Annotated in this window: 20 protein-coding genes; 7 read left to right on the top strand and 13 right to left on the bottom strand. The window is 34.8% G+C overall.

Going from position 1 to position 18,204, the window contains the following annotated elements; genetic code table 11:
* Positions 1–76: 76 nt before the first annotated feature.
* Genes CIGNP109_RS07195 through thiS form a run of 6 tightly spaced genes read left to right on the top strand, consistent with a single transcriptional unit; the run spans position 77 to position 4,949 of the window.
* Complete coding sequence (locus CIGNP109_RS07195) at positions 77–496, top strand: restriction endonuclease (RefSeq protein ID WP_086225500.1); 420 nt, start codon at positions 77–79, stop codon at positions 494–496.
* A complete protein-coding gene (gene fliN, locus CIGNP109_RS07190) occupies positions 493–798 on the top strand; it encodes a flagellar motor switch protein FliN (protein WP_086225501.1) in 306 nt (101 codons plus the stop codon). Before CIGNP109_RS07195 ends, fliN begins: the two co-directional genes overlap by 4 nt.
* A complete protein-coding gene (locus CIGNP109_RS07185; protein WP_086228755.1) occupies positions 795–1,940 on the top strand; it encodes a hypothetical protein in 1,146 nt (381 codons plus the stop codon). The genes fliN and CIGNP109_RS07185 overlap by 4 nt, the downstream gene beginning before the upstream one ends.
* A 19-nt stretch (positions 1,941–1,959) precedes the next feature.
* On the top strand, positions 1,960–3,147 hold the full coding sequence (locus tag CIGNP109_RS07180; RefSeq protein WP_086228754.1) for a tetrahydrodipicolinate N-succinyltransferase N-terminal domain-containing protein: 1,188 nt from the start codon (positions 1,960–1,962) through the stop codon (positions 3,145–3,147).
* A gap of 9 nt (positions 3,148–3,156) precedes the next feature.
* A complete protein-coding gene (locus tag CIGNP109_RS07175) occupies positions 3,157–4,749 on the top strand; it encodes an ABC-F family ATP-binding cassette domain-containing protein (protein ID WP_086228753.1) in 1,593 nt (530 codons plus the stop codon).
* Positions 4,749–4,949: a sulfur carrier protein ThiS gene (gene thiS / locus CIGNP109_RS07170; protein WP_086225505.1), complete on the top strand. Its 201-nt coding sequence runs from the start codon at positions 4,749–4,751 to the stop codon at positions 4,947–4,949. The genes CIGNP109_RS07175 and thiS overlap by 1 nt, the downstream gene beginning before the upstream one ends.
* A 228-nt stretch (positions 4,950–5,177) precedes the next feature.
* Here thiS and flhB read toward each other — a convergent pair whose 3' ends face one another.
* The 13 genes from flhB to lpxB are packed head-to-tail and all read right to left on the bottom strand — an operon-like array spanning position 5,178 to position 17,354.
* Positions 5,178–6,254 carry a flagellar biosynthesis protein FlhB gene (flhB, locus tag CIGNP109_RS07165; protein ID WP_086228752.1) on the bottom strand — a complete coding sequence of 359 codons (1,077 nt, stop codon included), beginning with the start codon at positions 6,252–6,254 and terminating at the stop codon, positions 5,178–5,180.
* Between the two features lie 9 nt (positions 6,255–6,263).
* Entirely contained in the window at positions 6,264–7,397 is a 1,134-nt protein-coding gene (nspC, locus tag CIGNP109_RS07160; RefSeq protein ID WP_086228751.1) for a carboxynorspermidine decarboxylase, read from the bottom strand.
* Positions 7,398–7,450: 53 nt separating this feature from the next.
* Positions 7,451–7,996, bottom strand: a complete 546-nt coding sequence (gene pth, locus CIGNP109_RS07155; RefSeq protein ID WP_086228750.1) for an aminoacyl-tRNA hydrolase — start codon at positions 7,994–7,996, stop codon at positions 7,451–7,453.
* Positions 7,996–8,532, bottom strand: a complete 537-nt coding sequence (locus tag CIGNP109_RS07150) for a 50S ribosomal protein L25/general stress protein Ctc (RefSeq protein ID WP_086225509.1) — start codon at positions 8,530–8,532, stop codon at positions 7,996–7,998. Before CIGNP109_RS07150 ends, pth begins: the two co-directional genes overlap by 1 nt.
* Before the next feature lie 57 nt (positions 8,533–8,589).
* Complete coding sequence (locus CIGNP109_RS07145; protein ID WP_086228749.1) at positions 8,590–9,570, bottom strand: transaldolase; 981 nt, start codon at positions 9,568–9,570, stop codon at positions 8,590–8,592.
* Between the two features lie 10 nt (positions 9,571–9,580).
* On the bottom strand, positions 9,581–10,204 hold the full coding sequence (gene serB, locus CIGNP109_RS07140; protein ID WP_086228748.1) for a phosphoserine phosphatase SerB: 624 nt from the start codon (positions 10,202–10,204) through the stop codon (positions 9,581–9,583).
* Between the two features lie 9 nt (positions 10,205–10,213).
* Entirely contained in the window at positions 10,214–10,714 is a 501-nt protein-coding gene (locus CIGNP109_RS07135) for a chemotaxis protein CheW (RefSeq protein ID WP_086228747.1), read from the bottom strand.
* Between the two features lie 9 nt (positions 10,715–10,723).
* The gene (locus tag CIGNP109_RS07130; RefSeq protein ID WP_086228746.1) at positions 10,724–13,084 is read right to left on the bottom strand and encodes a hybrid sensor histidine kinase/response regulator; all 2,361 of its coding nucleotides are present in this window, start codon (positions 13,082–13,084) and stop codon (positions 10,724–10,726) included.
* 10 nt (positions 13,085–13,094) lie between these two features.
* On the bottom strand, positions 13,095–14,051 hold the full coding sequence (locus CIGNP109_RS07125) for a chemotaxis protein (RefSeq protein ID WP_086225514.1): 957 nt from the start codon (positions 14,049–14,051) through the stop codon (positions 13,095–13,097).
* Positions 14,044–14,760, bottom strand: a complete 717-nt coding sequence (locus tag CIGNP109_RS07120) for a UDP-2,3-diacylglucosamine diphosphatase (RefSeq protein WP_086228745.1) — start codon at positions 14,758–14,760, stop codon at positions 14,044–14,046. The genes CIGNP109_RS07125 and CIGNP109_RS07120 overlap by 8 nt, the downstream gene beginning before the upstream one ends.
* The gene (gene argC, locus CIGNP109_RS07115; RefSeq protein WP_442861893.1) at positions 14,757–15,779 is read right to left on the bottom strand and encodes an N-acetyl-gamma-glutamyl-phosphate reductase; all 1,023 of its coding nucleotides are present in this window, start codon (positions 15,777–15,779) and stop codon (positions 14,757–14,759) included. Before argC ends, CIGNP109_RS07120 begins: the two co-directional genes overlap by 4 nt.
* A gap of 23 nt (positions 15,780–15,802) precedes the next feature.
* Positions 15,803–16,288 (bottom strand): transcription elongation factor GreA, encoded by a 486-nt coding sequence (gene greA, locus CIGNP109_RS07110; protein ID WP_086228744.1) that lies wholly within the window; start codon positions 16,286–16,288, stop codon positions 15,803–15,805.
* 40 nt (positions 16,289–16,328) lie between these two features.
* Positions 16,329–17,354, bottom strand: a complete 1,026-nt coding sequence (lpxB, locus tag CIGNP109_RS07105) for a lipid-A-disaccharide synthase (RefSeq protein WP_086228743.1) — start codon at positions 17,352–17,354, stop codon at positions 16,329–16,331.
* 78 nt (positions 17,355–17,432) lie between these two features.
* On the opposite strand from lpxB, the gene surE reads away from it, so the two are divergent.
* A complete protein-coding gene (surE, locus tag CIGNP109_RS07100) occupies positions 17,433–18,203 on the top strand; it encodes a 5'/3'-nucleotidase SurE (RefSeq protein ID WP_086225519.1) in 771 nt (256 codons plus the stop codon).
* Position 18,204: the final 1 nt, after the last annotated feature.

Here is an 18,204-nt window from a genome sequence, read left to right as displayed (position 1 = left end):
CAGTCAGAATTTAGTCAAATAAACTCTTTTAAAGCTAAATTTTGTATAATATTAGCCAAAACTTAAGGAGATTATAATGCTAAATGCTATCAATTATGCTACTAGACACTTTTGCACTGATGTATTTGGTTACGAGATAAAAGAGGGAAAAAGTCTAGGAAAAGACCTATATGGTGCTAGTATTCCCTTATATAAAGATGATATAGAGTTTCAATTTTATCTATATTTTAAAAAAGAGACTTTAGAGCTTTTTGTAGATAAACTATTTAACACTGAAGAGGCTAAAAAGACTGATTTAGGCGATTTAAGCAGAGAGGTAGCTAATCAAATCGTAGGTTATGCCAAGCATCTCTTAAGTGATAATAATGATGGAATTTATAGGCTTGGTACACCTGAATTTCTAGGCAAAGTCGAGAGATTTCCAGTTAGACTTGAAAAATCTCATATTTTTAAAATAAAAAATAAAACTTTCAAAATAGGCTATAAAAAAGTATGAACGAGACAAATACAAACCAAAATGGATTATTTCGTGACTACGATGAGTTGCTAGATATTGGCGTAGAGTTTATTAGCGATCTTGGTATGACTACTATTAGCGTACGTGAACTTTTACGACTTGATGTTGGTTCAGTTATAGATTTAGATAAACCAGCTGGTGAAAGCGTAGAACTATACATCAATAATAGAATATTTGGCAAGGGCGAGGTAATGGTGTATGAAAAAAACTTGGCAATCCGTATAAATGAGATATTAGATTCTAAATCTGTAATCCAATATTTTAGAAGAGAGCTAATATGAAAATTTGGCTTTTAATATTTATAGCTTTGCCAATTTGGGCATCAAATTTACTTACTCACAATATATATGAACGTGATGAGCGTATCGATATTATGCTTAGTTTTGATGCTCCATATGATGGCACTATAAAACAACAAAATAACGCTGATTTAACCTATATCATCCTAAGCGATCTATCTTTAAAAGGTCAAGTAAGCAAGCAGATAAAATCAAATATTATCCAAAATATTTTAATTACCTCAGCTAATAATAGTGCTACACTGCAGCTAAAATCATCTAAGCCAATCTCTATAGTTGCCTCTAAAACTAGTGATAAATTTGGTCTTAGAATTCGTGTAACACCACAAATCCCAATTAAATCTACCAATCAGTCAGCTATAGAAAAAACTGCCCAATCAGCACAAAATATCAAACCAACACAAGTTGCAAGCACTCAACCAAAAGAACAAAATCAACTAGCTAATATCCCGACCAAAAAAGATAGTGGTGATGATATGTATACAAACTACATTATAGTAATTTTAGTTCTATTTACACTCTTTGTTTTTTTAATGTTTATCAAAGCTAAATATACAAAAAAAAATCAACAAGCCAAAAGCATACAAACTACTAAAACTACTATAAATACACCAAAAGTTACGCCAAATCCAAAATCATTTGATATTGCTACACCAAATCCACAAGTATCGCAAAATTATCAAGCCGCTGATTTTCAAATAGAACAAAATCATCAAAGTACTACAAATTCACAATCGGCACAAAGTTATCAAACAGCTCAAGATTTTCAATCCTCACCAGATTTGCAAGCAAACTCAAACTATCAAACCGCTTCAAATTTTCAAGCTACTACAGCTTCTATAAGTAACTTTGATTGGAGCAATGAGAGTGTAGATGTCCTCTATGAAAAATCATTAGATGCCCAAAATAAAGTAGTTTTACTAAACTACGAAAACCAAAAATATTTAGCCTTAGTAGGCAATTCAAATGTACTTTTGGATAAGTTTGGCGAAGATGGAATAAAAAGTCAAGATGATTTTGAACTAATTATACAACAAAGCAAGCCAAAACTAAATAGCTATCTACAAGAGCGTAAAAATGCTCTAAGTAGCTACAAAGATATGATGGATAAAGAGTCAATTTAATTAAATAAAAGGAAAGATTATGAATATTAAAAATTTAAATGATTTAAAAAAATTTACCGATGAGATTCGTTCTCAAGCTGGTTATAAAGATCCAATTGCATTTGCAATCGGTAGAAGCATAAAAGGTAAATCAGCCAAAACAATCAGCGTAAATTACGCAGTAGTAAATATGAATGAAAATTATGGAAGTGCAGCTGTATTAAGCTGGGCAATTGAAAAAAATGGTATAAAAATCGATAATAGTGGGAGTGAATTTGTAGCACCGATTAACTCAGCTATTACAGCTGATGCGCTTAATATATTTGATTTTTTACTAGATGAATGCGAAGGCGATAAACACAAAAATGTTCAAAATCTACTCGTAATAGATGAGATTTTAAATGATGGCGAGATGGAAAATGATGTTGAATTTGTAGTAACATTTTTATATAGCGATGATGCGCCAAAAAGCGTTGAAGCTGTCTATCTAAAACTATATCTACTATCACTAAATAAAGCCGAAATTCGATCACTAAATCTTAATGGCGCTTTTGGTTTATTACCAAATCTAGCTTGGGATAGTGATGGCAATCCACACGAATTAGACAATTTAAGAGAGAATGAAATTTGGCTAAAGATGAAAGGCTGGTATCCAAATATAGTAAGCGTAGATAAATTCCCACGCTACCTAAATCACATAATACCAAGCGACAATACTAGAATCTTAGATAGTGCAAAAGTAAGAATGGGTGCGGTTCTAGCACCAGGCACAACAGTAATGCCAGGCGCTTCATATATTAACTTCAACTCTGGAACAACTGGACCAGTAATGGTAGAAGGTAGAATCTCAAGCTCTGTAAGCGTAGGAGATGGAAGCGATGTAGGCGGTGGTGCGAGTATTTTAGGCGTACTAAGTGGCACAAATGGCAATCCAATTAGCGTAGGTAAAAGATGCCTTTTAGGTGCTAATTCAGTAACTGGCGTACCTCTTGGCGATGATTGTATCATAGATGCTGGTATAGCAATTCTTGAAGGTACAAAAATATATATAAGCGATAAAGAGGCTCTTGAAAAAGTAAATCCAGGGTTTAAATTTGATAAAGAGATATATAAAGCACTTGAACTAGCCAATCTAAATGGAATTCACTATCGCCAAAATAGCCAAACAGGTCAAATCACAGCTAGCATTAGTAAAAGAGCTATTAAGCTAAATGCTGACTTGCATTAAGGAATAGTAATGGTTGAAATCAAAGGTTTAACACACCGTTTTGGCTCTCAGCTACTATTTGAAGATGTAAATTTAAAGCTAAATTCGCACAATCGCTATGGCCTAATCGGCGCAAATGGTGCTGGAAAATCTACATTTTTAAAGATTTTAAGCGGCCAAATAGAACACACTAGCGGCGATATAATCATAGAATCTAATAAAAAAATCGGCGTCTTAGGCCAAGATCAATTTGCATTTGAAAATTTTACCTTAAAAGATGCTGTTTTATGGGGAAACAAAAGACTATATGATGCGATAAAAGAGAAAGAAAAATTATATCTAAGCCAAGAATTCACAGATGAAATCAATGAGCGTTTAAGCGAACTTGAGATTATCACCGCTGAAGAGGACCCAACATATGAGTATGAAACAAGGATAGAAAAGATCCTAAGCTCACTTGGCTTACATGAGTATGATAAATTAATGAGCCAAATCGAAAGCAGCGATAAGGTAAAAGTCTTGCTCGCTCAAGTGCTATTTCCTAAGCCTGATATTTTATTTCTTGATGAGCCGACAAACAACCTTGATATCGATGCTATCGCTTGGCTAGAAAGAGAGCTAATCAATCACGAAGGAACTCTAGTTGTCATCAGCCACGATAGACACTTTTTAAACCGAGTTTGCACTCATATATTAGATGTTGATTTTAAGCAAATTAGAGAATTTAGCGGTAATTATGATGATTGGTATATCGCAGCAAATTTAGTCGCTAAACAAGCTGAAATGGAGCGTGATAAGAAGTTAAAAGAGCGTGAAGAGCTTGAGAAATTTATAGCTAGATTTAGTGCCAATGCTAGTAAAGCAAAGCAAGCCACAAGTAGAGCCAAACAGCTTGAAAAACTTCAAATCAATGAGATTAAAATATCTAGCCGCCGTGATCCTAGCATACTGTTTAGGATTAATCGTGAGATCGGAAATGAGCTAATCGAGCTAAAATCAGTAAGCAAAAAATTTGATAATAATGTGATTTTAGATAATTTTAATTTTAAGATGAATAAAGGTGATAAAATCGCAATCATCGGAACCAATGGCGTAGGTAAATCTACTTTATGCAAGATTTTAATGAGCGAGTTAGAAGCAGATAGCGGTAAAGTGCATATTGGAGCAACAATAGAATTAGGATATTTTGCGCAAGATAGCTCAAATAAAATTACTGGAACATTAAAACTATATGAGTGGCTTCAAGATAGCAAAAATAAAGACCTAGATGAGATTCGTAAATGCTTAGGTAGAATGCTATTTAGTGGAGCTGAACAAGAAAAAGAAGTAGGAAGTTTAAGCGGTGGAGAAAAGCATAGATTAATGCTATCTAAGCTTATGCTACAAAGGGCGAATTTGCTTATCTTAGATGAACCAAATAACCATCTAGACCTAGAAGCTATCATTGCTTTAGGTGAAGCGTTATATAACTTTAGTGGTAGTTGTATCTGTGTAAGCCACGATAGAGAGTTAATTGATGCCTTTGCCAATAGAATATTACACCTAAAAGGTAATGGTGAAATTATAGACTTTAAAGGTAGCTACGAAGAGTATCGTACAACCTATGCAATGGATGAGAAGTAATGCAAATTTGGCTAAACTCGAATCTAATTAATATCGCTGATGATACCAATCTAGCCCAGCTCATAGAATCTCAAAACTATGATAGCAATAGAGTTGCTGCTGAAGTTGATATGCAGATAGTCCCACGGACTATCTGGAGTGAATTCAAACTAAAAGATCAGATGAAAATCGAAATTGTTGAATTTGTCGGTGGTGGCTAAGTAGTTAATTTAATTACTATATCATTATATACATTAAGAAAACCATTAAGGCAATACTCTACTAAAGCCTTTTTGTGTTTCATACCAATTACTATTTTTTAAATAAAACCATTATATATGTCATAAGTAATACCAACTGCTATTAAACATTCTATAAAAGAATCTCAGCTAATCAAAATAAAGATAACATCTTATACCATAAGCAATGCATATGATAAAAATAAACACTTATCCATTTAATCTTTTAGCAAATTTAGTCTTATTGCCTAAATATACAAATGTAAGTACTTCAGCCACAGCCTTAAATAGCGTAGCTGGAATCTGATCATCAACATCGCACAATCGGTATAACTCACGAGCCAATGGTGGATTTTCTACTATTTGCACTCCATGCTCAATGCCAATCTGTCTAATTCTTAGCGCTAAATGATCCACGCCTTTAGCTAGCACTACAGGCGCTGATTCTTTATCTTTATCATAACGGATAGCTACAGCATAGTGAGTTGGGTTAGTTATAATAGCATCTGCTGCGGGGATATTTTGCATCATACGCTTCTTGGCTGCTTGCATCTGAAGCTGACGAATTCGCCCTTTGACACGGGGATCTCCATCCATTTGCTTGTATTCATCTTTTACCTCTTGTTTGGACATTCTAAGCCCTTTAAAATATTGATACCTTACGATAAAAATATCTGCAATTGCAATCAGCATAAAGAGCAAGAGCATAATCCCAGCTAGAATAAACATTTTATTTCTAAGCCAAACTAACTGGTCAAACATCGTGTAAAACATTGTATAAGGCAACTCGGTAATAAATTGTAAAAATACGTAAAACGCACAGCCAAAAATTGCCGAAACTTTAACTACAATCTTAACCGTCTCCACGGCTTTTTTGAGTGAAAAAAGATTAGCAAGACCTTTAATTGGGTCAAGTTTAGAGAAATTTGGCGTAAGTGGCTCGGTAGTAAAAATAAAACCAAACTGCATAACATTAGCAATAATACCTGCGATCATCACGCAAATTAATAGCGGTAAAAGTATAAGCAAACACTGTAAAACCGAATGAATTACAATCTTAAAAAACAGCTCCCTAGTAAGCGGAGTACCAATTATATCTTGATAATATAGATACAAATTCATTACTCGATCGCCCATAAATCCCATCAAAGCAATGAGTGCTACACATCCTACAAGCAATGTTACAAAGCCGCTCATATCTTGAGATTTAGGGACATTACCTTTATTTCTAGCATCCTCAATCTTCTTGGCGGTGGCCTCTTCGGTTTTTTCTTGTTCGTCTGCCATTTAATCTACTTAGTTTCGTTTTGCATAATCATCATAACCAAATTCACGCCAAATAGCGACATTGCCACTCTCATCCATCATTGCCAAACTTGGAAGCTTAACGCCATTAAATGTGGTATTTTTAACTATTGTATAGTGAATTTGATCCTCAAAAATTACCCTATCACCAATATCTATTGGCTTATCAAAGCTGTAAATTGGCTCACCAGCCTCAGCTCCTACTATATCGCCAGCTAAGCAAGTCGCTCCACCAAATCTGTAACAAAATTCACCATCAACTCTCTCGCCTCTAATTTTTGGACGATATGGCATTAAAATCGTATCAGGCATATGACATTCAGCAGAGGCATCAATTATACAAGTTTTTTGCTCATTATCTACAATATCAAGCACACTTGCAATCAAAAACCCGCACTCCCAACCTACAGCTTCACCTGGTTCAATATAGACTTGTACGCCATATTTTTGGGAAAAGCTTTTAATTAAATTTATCAATAGCTCTATATCATATCCTGCTTTTGTAATGTGATGGCCTCCACCAAAGTTAATCCATTTCATACGTGGAATAATCTTACCAAATTGCTCTTCAAATGCTTTTAAAACAATCTCTAAGCTTTGAGCACTCTCCTCGCAAAGTGCGTGAAAATGCAATCCCTCAATTCCATCAAGCTCGCTAAATTCAAAGTTTGTTTTAGTAATGCCTAAACGAGAATATTTTCCACATGGATTATACATATCAGTTGGACTAGCTGAGACATTTGGATTGACACGTAAGCCTATGCTAGCTTTACTATTTTTAGCCTTAGTAGCAAATCTTCTCCACTGTGCAAAACTATTAAAAACAACATGATGGCTAATTGATAAAACTTCATCTATATCATCATCGCTAAAAGCTGGAGAATAGGTATGAATTTCTCTAAAACCATGCTCTTTAGCATATTTAGCTTCTATTAAACCACTACATGTAGCACCATTTAACATTTTAGAGACAAGTGGCATACCAGGGGAAAAAGCAAAGCCCTTAAGCGCACAAAGCACCTTAGCTCCACTCTCCTTAGCAACATGACTAAGTATATTCAAATTTGACTTAAGCTTCGCCTCTTCACAAACATAGGCTGGAGTTTTAATATCTTCTAATTTCATGTTAATCCTAAATTTAATTTTGGTATTATATCAAATTTAGAATTAAGATAATTTTATGCTTTAAGTGTAAATTTTGATGAAATAGCTGCAATATCACCAGAATTTGCTAAGGCTAAAACAGCTTCTTTAGCATGAGATAAAATTTTATTAAGTTGCGTCATCTCACTATTATCAAATTTACCCAAAACATAATCAATAACACTTCTATCACTACGGCCTATTCCTATGCGGACTCTATCATAGTTATTGCCTATTAAAGAATCAATAGATTTGATTCCATTATGGCCGCCGCTACTTCCGCCATTTTTAAATCTCATCGCACCAAAAGCGATATCAAGATCATCATGGATAACAATAATGTGATTAGGTTTGTAAAAATCATTTACAGCTTTTAAGGATTTGCCACTTGAATTCATATATGTGGATGGTTTAAGAAGAAGAAGTGAGCCATTTTTGTATAGCTCACCTTGAAATTTAGCCGAACTTATATCACTATATCCACCATCTTTTAAGATTAGATCAATAAGCATAAATCCAACATTATGGCGAGTATTTTCATACTCTTTACCAATGTTGCCAAGTCCGGCTATTAGAGTCATTACTTAGCTTTTACTACACCTAAGACAGCTACACGACCTGCATCGATGATGCGGACATTTTGTGGAGCCTCGATATCACGAACTAAGATAGTATCATCAATATCAAGTGGTGATACATCTACTTTAAAGCTATCTGGAAGGTCTTTGCCTTTACATTTAACTTTTAAGCGTTTTTTAGATTGTAATAAAACGCCTTTATTTTTGATACCTGCTGGAGTGCCTACAGGGACAACTGGGACAAGGTATTTAGACTCAACATCTGGTAAAACAACTTTTAAATCAACATGTTTTAAAATACTTGTTACTGGGTGTTTTTGGTAATCTACAACCACAACATTATAGGTTTTACCACCTACGCTGACATCAAATTTCAAACCGCTTTTAGCCTTAACAGCTTTGATAAAATCATTTACTTTAAAAGCAGCATTGATATTTTCAATACCTTTTGCGTAAATGTTAGCGATTAGATAACCATCTTTCCTAAGAGCTTTCGTGCTTCTTTTGTCAATACTCTCTCTAACAATGCCTTCTAACATTATCTTTCCTTAAAATAAAATAGTTGGCAATTATAGCTAAAAAATCTAAATTTAAGCTTATGATAATGATGTCAAAATTTCATCAAAAGCCGCTACAAATGCATCCAAGCCATCATCTAAAAGCTTAGCACAAACCTTATTATAATCCACTCCAGCTTCTTTAGCTTTAGTCATAAATGTATCTATTTCCTCGCTACTTGGTATAGTTTTTGGAGTAAATTCGCCACTTGCGATAAATGATTTAATAGTATCAAGTGGGGCTGTATTAATTGAATTTGGATACAGAAGTTCTTTAATATAATAATCTGCTGGAAGCTGATTACTCTTTACTCCAGTACTTGCAAATAGTGTTCTTACATTTCTTTGGCCAGCATTTTGAATTTTGTTATAGATATTTGTAGCATTATAAATTCCAAATTTACCAGTCTCTTCAAGCTTTTCATCAAGTAGTCTATCAAACCTGCTTACAAACACGCTAATCACTCCTTGAGGAAGTGGAGTCTGTGGAAATTTTTTACTATATTTTTTAGTACCTTCTTTAAATGCGTCTAAACAATTTTGCGCTTGGTCTTTAGAGAAAATCAGTGTTGCATTTACATTAATTCCCTTTTTCATCAATTCGCACATTGCATCAAATCCAGATGATATAGCTGGAATTTTAATCATCACATTTGGCATCTTAATCGCATTATATAATCTTTTTCCCTCATCGATGATATCACTAGCTAAGATCAAATTTGGATCTACTTCAATACTTACAAAGCCATCGTTTCCAACTGCATAATTAGCAAGCATTTTATGTGCTGCCATTTTAATATCGTTTGTAGCTAAAATTTCATATATCTTTTTTGCGCTTCTTTTGCTAAATTTGGCTTTTTGTTCACTATAGGCTTGTGAGTTACAAATCGCCTCTTTAAATATACTTGGATTACTTGTAGCTCCATTGATTGTGTCATTTTGAATTAATTCTATAAATTCTGAATTTATAAAATCACGCTCTAAAAAATCACACCAAAGAGAAAAGTTAATATCTCTCATTTTCTACCTTTTATATAATTTTTTTAATCTCATTTAAATCTTTAATATCTATGATGTGAGTTGCTGCCTCTTTTAGTATCTTATTTGCACAAAATGCAATACCAGTGCCAGCCTCTTTAAACATAGATAAATCGTTTGCTCCATCGCCTACGCAGGCAACCTCATCAATACTTAAACCCATAAAATCTTTAAGTCGTAAAAGCATCTTGCCCTTAGAGTTACCAAACATCATCTCGCCACCGACATTACCAGTTAAAATACCATTTTTATGATGAAGCTCATTTGCAAAATTTAGATCAAAGCCAAGCTTTTTTTGTGCTGAATCAGTAGCAATATGAAACCCACCACTAAATACAACTGTCTTAATATTTTTAGATTTTAGATATGCGATTATCTCTTTTGCACCGGCAATAAATGGTAAATTTGATGTAATTTCTAGTGCCCTACTAAGTTCTAAACCCTCAATCAATCTAACACGTCGTACTAAACTCTCATAAAAATCAAGCTCGCCCGCCATAGCCCTAGCAGTTATCTCGCCAACTTCTTTATCCTTGCCCATCGCACTTGAGAGGATGGTGATAGTCTCACCATCCATCAAAGTAGAATCAAAATCAAAAACACAAAGTTTTATCATATAAAAACCTTAAAAATCACGCTTTAATAAAGATTCAACCTTTAATATCGTTAAGATATTATTATCTCTTTTGCCAATACCTTGTATCATACCTTTATCTTTTGCCAAAGTTTCAGGTGGCTGGTCAATTTGATTAGTCTTTATTCTAATCGCTTCAGTTAGCCTATCTATAACAAACCCTGCGATATTCTCGTTATCTTGCATAACGATATATCTAGTATTTGGGGTCATTTTGCTAGGTTCTAGATTAAATCTAATTCTTAAATCTATTAAAGGAATTACACTACCTCTAAGATTAAACACACCAAGTACATATGGTGGAACGCTAGGTACTCTTGTATACTCGATTGGCTTAATAATCTCTTTGATATATAAAATTGGAATAGCAAATTCCTCTTCCCCAACGATAAAGCCTACAAGCTGTTCTATCTCTTCTCTATCTTTAGTACTTTCTGGTTCATTTATTTGCTGTTTTTGTCTTTGTAAAACCTCACCTAATCTATCGCTCATTTTACTTCCTTACACTAGCTTTATATTTTTTCTTACGACATTTTCTAGGTATTCTGGTGAGTATGGTTTGGTGATATACTCAGTCATACCTACTTCTACGCCTCTTAAGCGGTCGCTCTTGCTTGTTCTACTGGTAACGGCAATTAATGGTAGATTGCGATATTTGGAGTATTTTCTAATCTCGCCTGCTAGGGTATATCCATCCATTCTAGGCATTTCGATATCTATTAGCATCGCATCTATGCTGTGATCACCTGATTTTACTATATTTAGTGCTTCTATACCATTTGTTGCCTCAATCACAGTTACGCCGATTGGTTCAAGCGATTTTTGCATAATTGTTCTATCCATCTTAGAGTCATCTACGATTAGGACTTTATAATCGCTTGGTTTTTCTTTTTTAGACATTTGTGCGCTTGATTCCATACTGGCTCTGATATCTACTTTAATCTCTTTAGCCATATCCATAATCATACCTACATCTACAATTAGAGTTACCTTACCATCGCCTCTAATTGTACCACCAGCAATTCCACGGATATTTTGCAAGTAGTTACCAAGTGATTTAATAACAATCTCCTCCTGGCCAATCAAGCTATCTACAATAATACCAAGCTTACTATCAGCTACATTGATTACAACTACATAGGTTTGATCGCCACTTTCAAATACCTGCTTAACTCCAAACAGATCACCAAGTCTAACAAGACTAAGAACTTCATCACGAAGTCTAAGGACATTTTTACCTTCAATAGTGTAAATATTATCTACTGGAACTCTAACAGTCTCTTTTACGCTTGCTAGTGGTATAGCATAAAATTCTTCTTGAGAACCTACTAATAAAGATTGGATAATAGCTAGTGTTAGTGGAATTTTGAGTTTCATTATCGTGCCTCTACCTACTTCGCTATCTATATCTATGATACCGTTTAGCTTTTCGATATTTGTCTTGACAACATCCATTCCCACGCCACGACCGCTGACATTTGTAACTTGCTTAGCCATAGAAAATCCAGGCTTAAATATAAGCGAAAATGCCTCTTTATCAGTCATGCTATCAACTTCTCTTTCTGTGATTAAGCCCCTTTCTAATGCTTTCATCTTAACAGCTAAAGCGTCAATTCCCTTACCATCATCTACTATTTCAACTACGATATGATTGCCTTCATTATAAGCTTTTAGTTGAATAATACCTTTTTCAGGTTTGCCAGCTGCTAATCTCTCTTTAGGACTTTCAATACCATGGTCACATGAATTTCTAATGATATGAACTAGCGGATCGCCAATCTCTTCTACGATTGATTTATCTAGCTCTGTCTCTTCGCCGCTTATTTCTAGATCAATTTGCTTACCTAATTCACGACTTAAATCACGCACCATTCTTGGGAATTTGTTAAATACTTTAGCAATTGGTAGCATTCTAGTCTTCATAACAGCTAACTGGATATCAGTTGTTACTAAACTTAATGCACTTACTACTTGATTTAACTCCTCAAGGAATTTTTCACCCTCATATCTCTCTTCTACATCATCATAAATTTTAAGAAGTCTATTTTTACCAAGAACTAGCTCACCGATTAAATTCATCAAGTTATCAAGTCGCTTCACCTCGACCCTAATAGTTTGTTCTACAGCTGAGGCGCTAGAATGAGCTGGAGCATTTGATTCTTTTGACTCTTTTTTAGGCGCTGGTTTAGCGGCTGGAGTTGGTGCTGGTTCTGGTGCTGGAGCTGATTCAGGAGTTTGCACAGCTGATTGTTCGCTATTTTGTTTTTGCTTATCACGTCTAGCTTGATCTTCAGCTTTACGAACTTTAAGCAATCTTTCGATCTCAGCTTCTACTTCAGCTTCGCTTAAACTATTTACATCCACCTCTGGCTCTTGATCCATTGCTGATTGTGGCTCTAAATGACTATCTTGCTTAGATTGCGCCTCTTCTTGTGGCTGTGTAGATATATTATGATCAGCATTTGGATCTCTGCCTTCATTAATAGCAGTTAATCTATCGCATATATCAGATATATTCACACCCGCATCAACATCATTTCCACGCTCTCTAATGCTTCTTAAAAGCGCTTTCATCATATCTACTGATTCTAAAACAACATCCATAATATCTGGAGTTATCTTTAACTCTCCGTGGCGAGCTTTATTTAACACATCTTCCATATGGTGAGTAAGCTTTGTTAAAACATCAAAATTTAAAAATGACGAGCTACCTTTGACTGTATGAGCTACACGAAATATCCTATTTAATAATTCTAGATCCTCAGGATTAGCCTCTAACTCGACTAAATCATGGTCAATTTGCTCAATAAGCTCAAATGCCTCGACTAAAAAGTCTTCTAGTATCTCTTGCATATCATCCATAAATCACCTCTTAACTGATATATTTTTTGCGTGATTCAATCACTTTTGAAACAGCGGCATAAAATTCTGTAGCATTAAATTTAGTTAAGAACACATCACCGCCTGCATCCTTGCCATGAAGTTCACTAAATTCATTACTCAATGATGAGTTAAAGATGATAGGAATATTAGCAAATCTCTTATCATCTTTTACATTAGCCGCAAAGTGAAAACCATCCATCTGTGGCATCTCAACATCGCTGATAATAACACGTAGATTTTGTTCTAAGTCGTTTTTATACATTGAGTAAAGATCTTCTAGCTTCTCAAGTCCTTCAACGCCATCTTTTGCCTCTACTACTCTTAAACCCATTTTTGTTAGTGCATCACTAACTAAACGTCTAGCTGTAAGGCTATCATCTAAAATTAGTGCTACACCACTAAATTTATGTATCTCATTTACCTCAACTTCCATTTTTGGCTGATATATTCCTAATTCTTCAACAATACTTTCTAAATCCAAAATAAGTAAAACATCATCATTTTCAATTCTTGTTACGCCTGTGATTTTAGATCTGTCTAAAGTTCCAGTTCCAGCACTTCCAGCAAAATTTGCTGGTTCAATATCTTTCCAGTTTATACGTCTAATTCTTTTAGCTTCATGAACAATAAAACCAATAAATATATTACTAAACTCAGCAATAATAACTCTAGGTTTTACAAAGGCCTCTTTAGGCTCTTCAATTTGCATCCATTTAGCAAGGCTAATAACTGGAATAACTACGCCACGAAGGTCAAAAATCCCCTCAATATAATCGGGCGTGCCTGGTAGTTCGGTGAGATTTGGCATTTTGATTATCTCTTTTACTTTAGCAACATTGACACCGTAAATACCCTCGTATACAGTATCTTTGCCCTTTTTTAAGATGCGAAAATCAACAAGCTCCATCTCATTCGAACCCGTTTTTAAGATATTATCATCAAACATTTGGGCTCCTTATAAGTTGAAATTTAATTTCATCGGCGTATTCTACAATAAAATAACTACGCTCAGACGCAAAACAAGGTAAATTTATATAATCTTTTGAATTTATCTCAAATCTAACCCCTTGATGATAGTGCCCTTCAATTACAATATCACCTTGGTAATTAGCGATTTTTTGACTTATTAGCTCTTTGAAATTTGGTATTTTATAGGATAAATTCTTATCTTTTTGAGTAGATAAAATCCACTTAGATATCTTGTGATTTAAGCTCTTATCTATAAAATCCATCAATTTTAAAAACCTATTATTTCTAAGAAATTTAAGTATATTTTGTGTAAAAAATCCCAAAAATATATCTCCATGAGCTATTGCTACACGCTTATCACCAAGGGTAAAAATAGCTGGTTGAGATGAGATAGGATAGATTGTGATACCCTTAAAAACGGAGCTAAGATTAAAATCATGATTGCCTTCAAAATAGTGAATTTCACTCTTTTTAGCAAGCAAATTTAGCTCTTCGATCCACTCTTTATAAAATATTTGAGTATAGCTAGTAGAGCTTAGAAAATCAAATATATCACCAACCAAAAATATCTGTGGTGGCAGCGGCAAAGTGCCGCTATTGAAGCTTTTAATAAGTTTTAAGAATTGGGATCTTTTATCGTTTTCATGTGCATCAGCTATAAAAATCGCCCCATATAAAATTCTCATATAGAATTCCCAATAATCGGCAAAGCCACCGCCTCATCTATCCCGAGCATTAAATTCGCATTTGCTAAAGCTTGAGATGAAGCGCCACGAAGAAGATTATCTATACTAGAATTTATCCAAATCTTGCCACCATTATTTATCGCAAAAATATCGCAAAAATGCGTTCCAGCGACATCTTTGATGCTAACTGGCTCACGCCTAATGCGTATAAATTTCTCATCTTTATAAAAATTTTCTAAAACGCTTATTGGATCAATATCCTTAAATTCAGGCTTTAAAACCCCATAACTACTAACTAGCATTCCACGACTAAGCGGGATTAAATGTGGCACAAACATTACATCAATATTGGTATTATGAGCTAAATTCAGATGCTCTTTAATCTCATCGCTATGCCTGTGAGTAAGTGGCGAATAGGCATTCATATTCTCATTTACGCTTATGAAATGGCTACTAGATTTTAGGCTCTTGCCAGCTCCGCTTAATCCGCTTTTAGCATCAATCATAACACCAAATTTAGGATCTAGCATATTGGCAAAAGGCAACAAACCCAAAAGCGAACAAGTAGGATAACACCCCGGATTAGCTACTAAATTTGCCTTTTTAATCCTATCTCTGTTCATCTCCACTAGCCCATAAACGGCATCTTTTAATCCATCTTTATCCAAATGAGCGCAATAATTCTTCTCATAATTTTCTAAGCTCACACGATAATCAGCCGATAAATCTACGATTTTTATATCGCTTTTTCTTAGCTCTTTAGCGATTTTCATTCCTTCGCTATGTGGCAAAGCCAAAAATACTAAATCACATCTAGCCTTGATTTCATCAGTATTTGCCGCTTCGATTGGCATATCGATAACGCCTTTTAAACTAGTAAAGCTTTGAGCCAAATTCCCACTACCACTAGCCCCCGCATAACTAAGCTCAAAATTTGGATGAGCCACTATCATTTTAACTAATTCAAGCCCTGTATAACCACTAATTCCAACTATTCCTACTCTGATCTTATCTGCCATTTTCATCCTTAAGTTAATCAAATTCACTCAAAAACTATATCTTGATATTTTACCTCAACCACCTCTATCTCGCTTTTACCATTTGGCAAGGTCAAAATCACCTCATCGCCTGCTTTTTTGCCGATTAATTGCTTGGCAATTGGTGTTGAAATAGAGATCAATCCACGGCTAAGATCGCTCTCGGTTATCCCTACGATAGTGTATGTCGTCTCAACTTCGCTATCGATATCCATTATAGTTACAGTTGAGCCAAATTTAACCTTATCATGCTCATATTCGCTAGGATCGATTACCTTAGCTCTGCTTACTATATCGCTAAGTTCGGATATGCGATTTTCTATAAAGGCTTGTTTCTCTCTAGCGGCGTGATACTCGGCGTTTTCTTTTAGGTCACCGTGGCTTCTTGCTATATCTATCTCTTTTACTATCGCTGGTCTTTGGATTGTCTTTAGATCTTTTAATTCAGCTGTAATCTTCTCATAACCATAGATTGTCATTGGTTCTGTCATGGCTTTTCCTTTTAAATTTGATTTAGGATTTTATCCTATTTTATCTTAAAATCATATCAGCAACGCTCTTAGCACTTCCGTGTTTTAGATACTCTCTTAGCTCCTTAGCGGCCTTTATAAATTTATTTTCATCATAATTATTATAAGATTTGATTAAATTTTGGGCGTTGGCATCTTCTTGGATTAGCTCATCATGTAAAGGCTCTTTACCCATGAAATCAAATATTATATTTGCCAGACCTGCATATTTTAACTTCACAAGTTTTCTAGCAAGCCATATATCAATCGCTTTTGCCTTATAGCAAAGCACAAAAGGCACTCCTATCAAGGCCGCCTCCAAAGTCGCTGTCCCAGAGCAGATAAAGGCAAAATCGCTTTTTATCAATGCTTCTTTAGTATCATAAACAATCTCAAATTCACTCACATCCCCATAATACTCAGCAATATTATTAGCCAAAAATGGCGGAATTACCAAAAGTTTTTTGCCATTAATATTTTTAGCTACCTCTTTGTATAGTGGCATTAAGCGACTTATCTCGCTTCTTCTAGATCCTGGCATAAATGATATTATAGAGTTTTTCTTATAAGAATTTTTTTGGATATCTATCTCATCTAAGAGTGGATGGCCTACATATTGGCTTCTATGATAAAATTTACTATCAAAAGGCAAAATAGATGCCAAAGTATCACAATATCTCTCTACCTTAGCTACTCGCTTTGGCTTCCACGCCCAAACCTGTGGCAAGATATAATATATTATCTCACATTTTAAATTCGCCTCTTTTATCGCTTTTGCCAAAGGCAGGTTAAAAGCTGGGCTATCTATTAGCAAAACCTTATCACAAGTTTTAGCTAACTCCACCATCTGTTTTAACGCTCTTTTGGCCTTAAATATCAGTGGCAAAATCTCCACAAATCCCATAGCGCTAAACTCCTTACTATCATAAAGAGCAGCACCAAATCTCTTATCAAAAATCCCGCAAATCTCCACCCCATCAAGATGAGTTAAAATCTCTTTAAGGTGTAAATTTGCCGATGCTTCTAGGCAAGAAACTAAAATTTTCATAATTTCCCTTTTAAATTTAGCTCAAATTATAGCTAACAATTTAAAAATTATAGGTAAAATTCATCAAAAAGGATATAAGTGAAAGAGATTTTGATAACAAACGATGATGGCTTTGAGGCAGCTGGGATACTGGCTTTGCGTGATGCGCTTAGCCAAATAGCTAATGTAGTAGTAGTCGCCCCAAGTAGCGAAAAATCAGCTTGTTCGCACTCTATAACTCTTACTCGCCCACTTAGATTTATTCAGCTTGATGATGGATTTTTCAAACTTGATGACGCTACGCCTAGTGATTGTGTATATCTTGCGCTTGAGACAATGTATAAAAATAAAAAGCCTGATCTTATAATAAGTGGGATAAATCACGGCGCAAATGTAGGCGAAGATATCACCTATTCAGGCACTTGCGGTGGTGCTATGGAGGGCACACTTCAAGGGGTTTGCTCCATTGCGGTTTCGCAACTATATAAAAATGATAGTTTGGATAAATTTGGATTTAGCTTAGCTTGTGAAATTACCTTAGAATTAGTCAAAAATATCTTTGAAAATGGCTATCCATTAAGCGGTAGAGAGTTTTTAAATTTAAATATCCCAGCCGTGTCAAAAAGCGAATATAAAGGGCTAAAAATCGTCCCCGCAGGTCAGCAAAGCTACAACACAAACGCCCAAATCCATCGCAATCCAAGAGGGCTAGAATACTACTGGCTAGGGACACCGGGGATTAGATATGCTGCTAATTTAGGCTATGAGTGTGATATATCGGTGCTTGATGAAAAATACGCTAGTCTAACGCCAATTAAGCTTGATATGACCGCTCACAAAAGCATAGAAACTATAAAAAAATGGATTTAAA

This window comes from Campylobacter sp. P0109, assembly GCF_002138755.1.
Taxonomy (GTDB): domain Bacteria; phylum Campylobacterota; class Campylobacteria; order Campylobacterales; family Campylobacteraceae; genus Campylobacter; species Campylobacter devanensis.
This window is presented reverse-complemented; position numbering and strand designations above follow the sequence as displayed.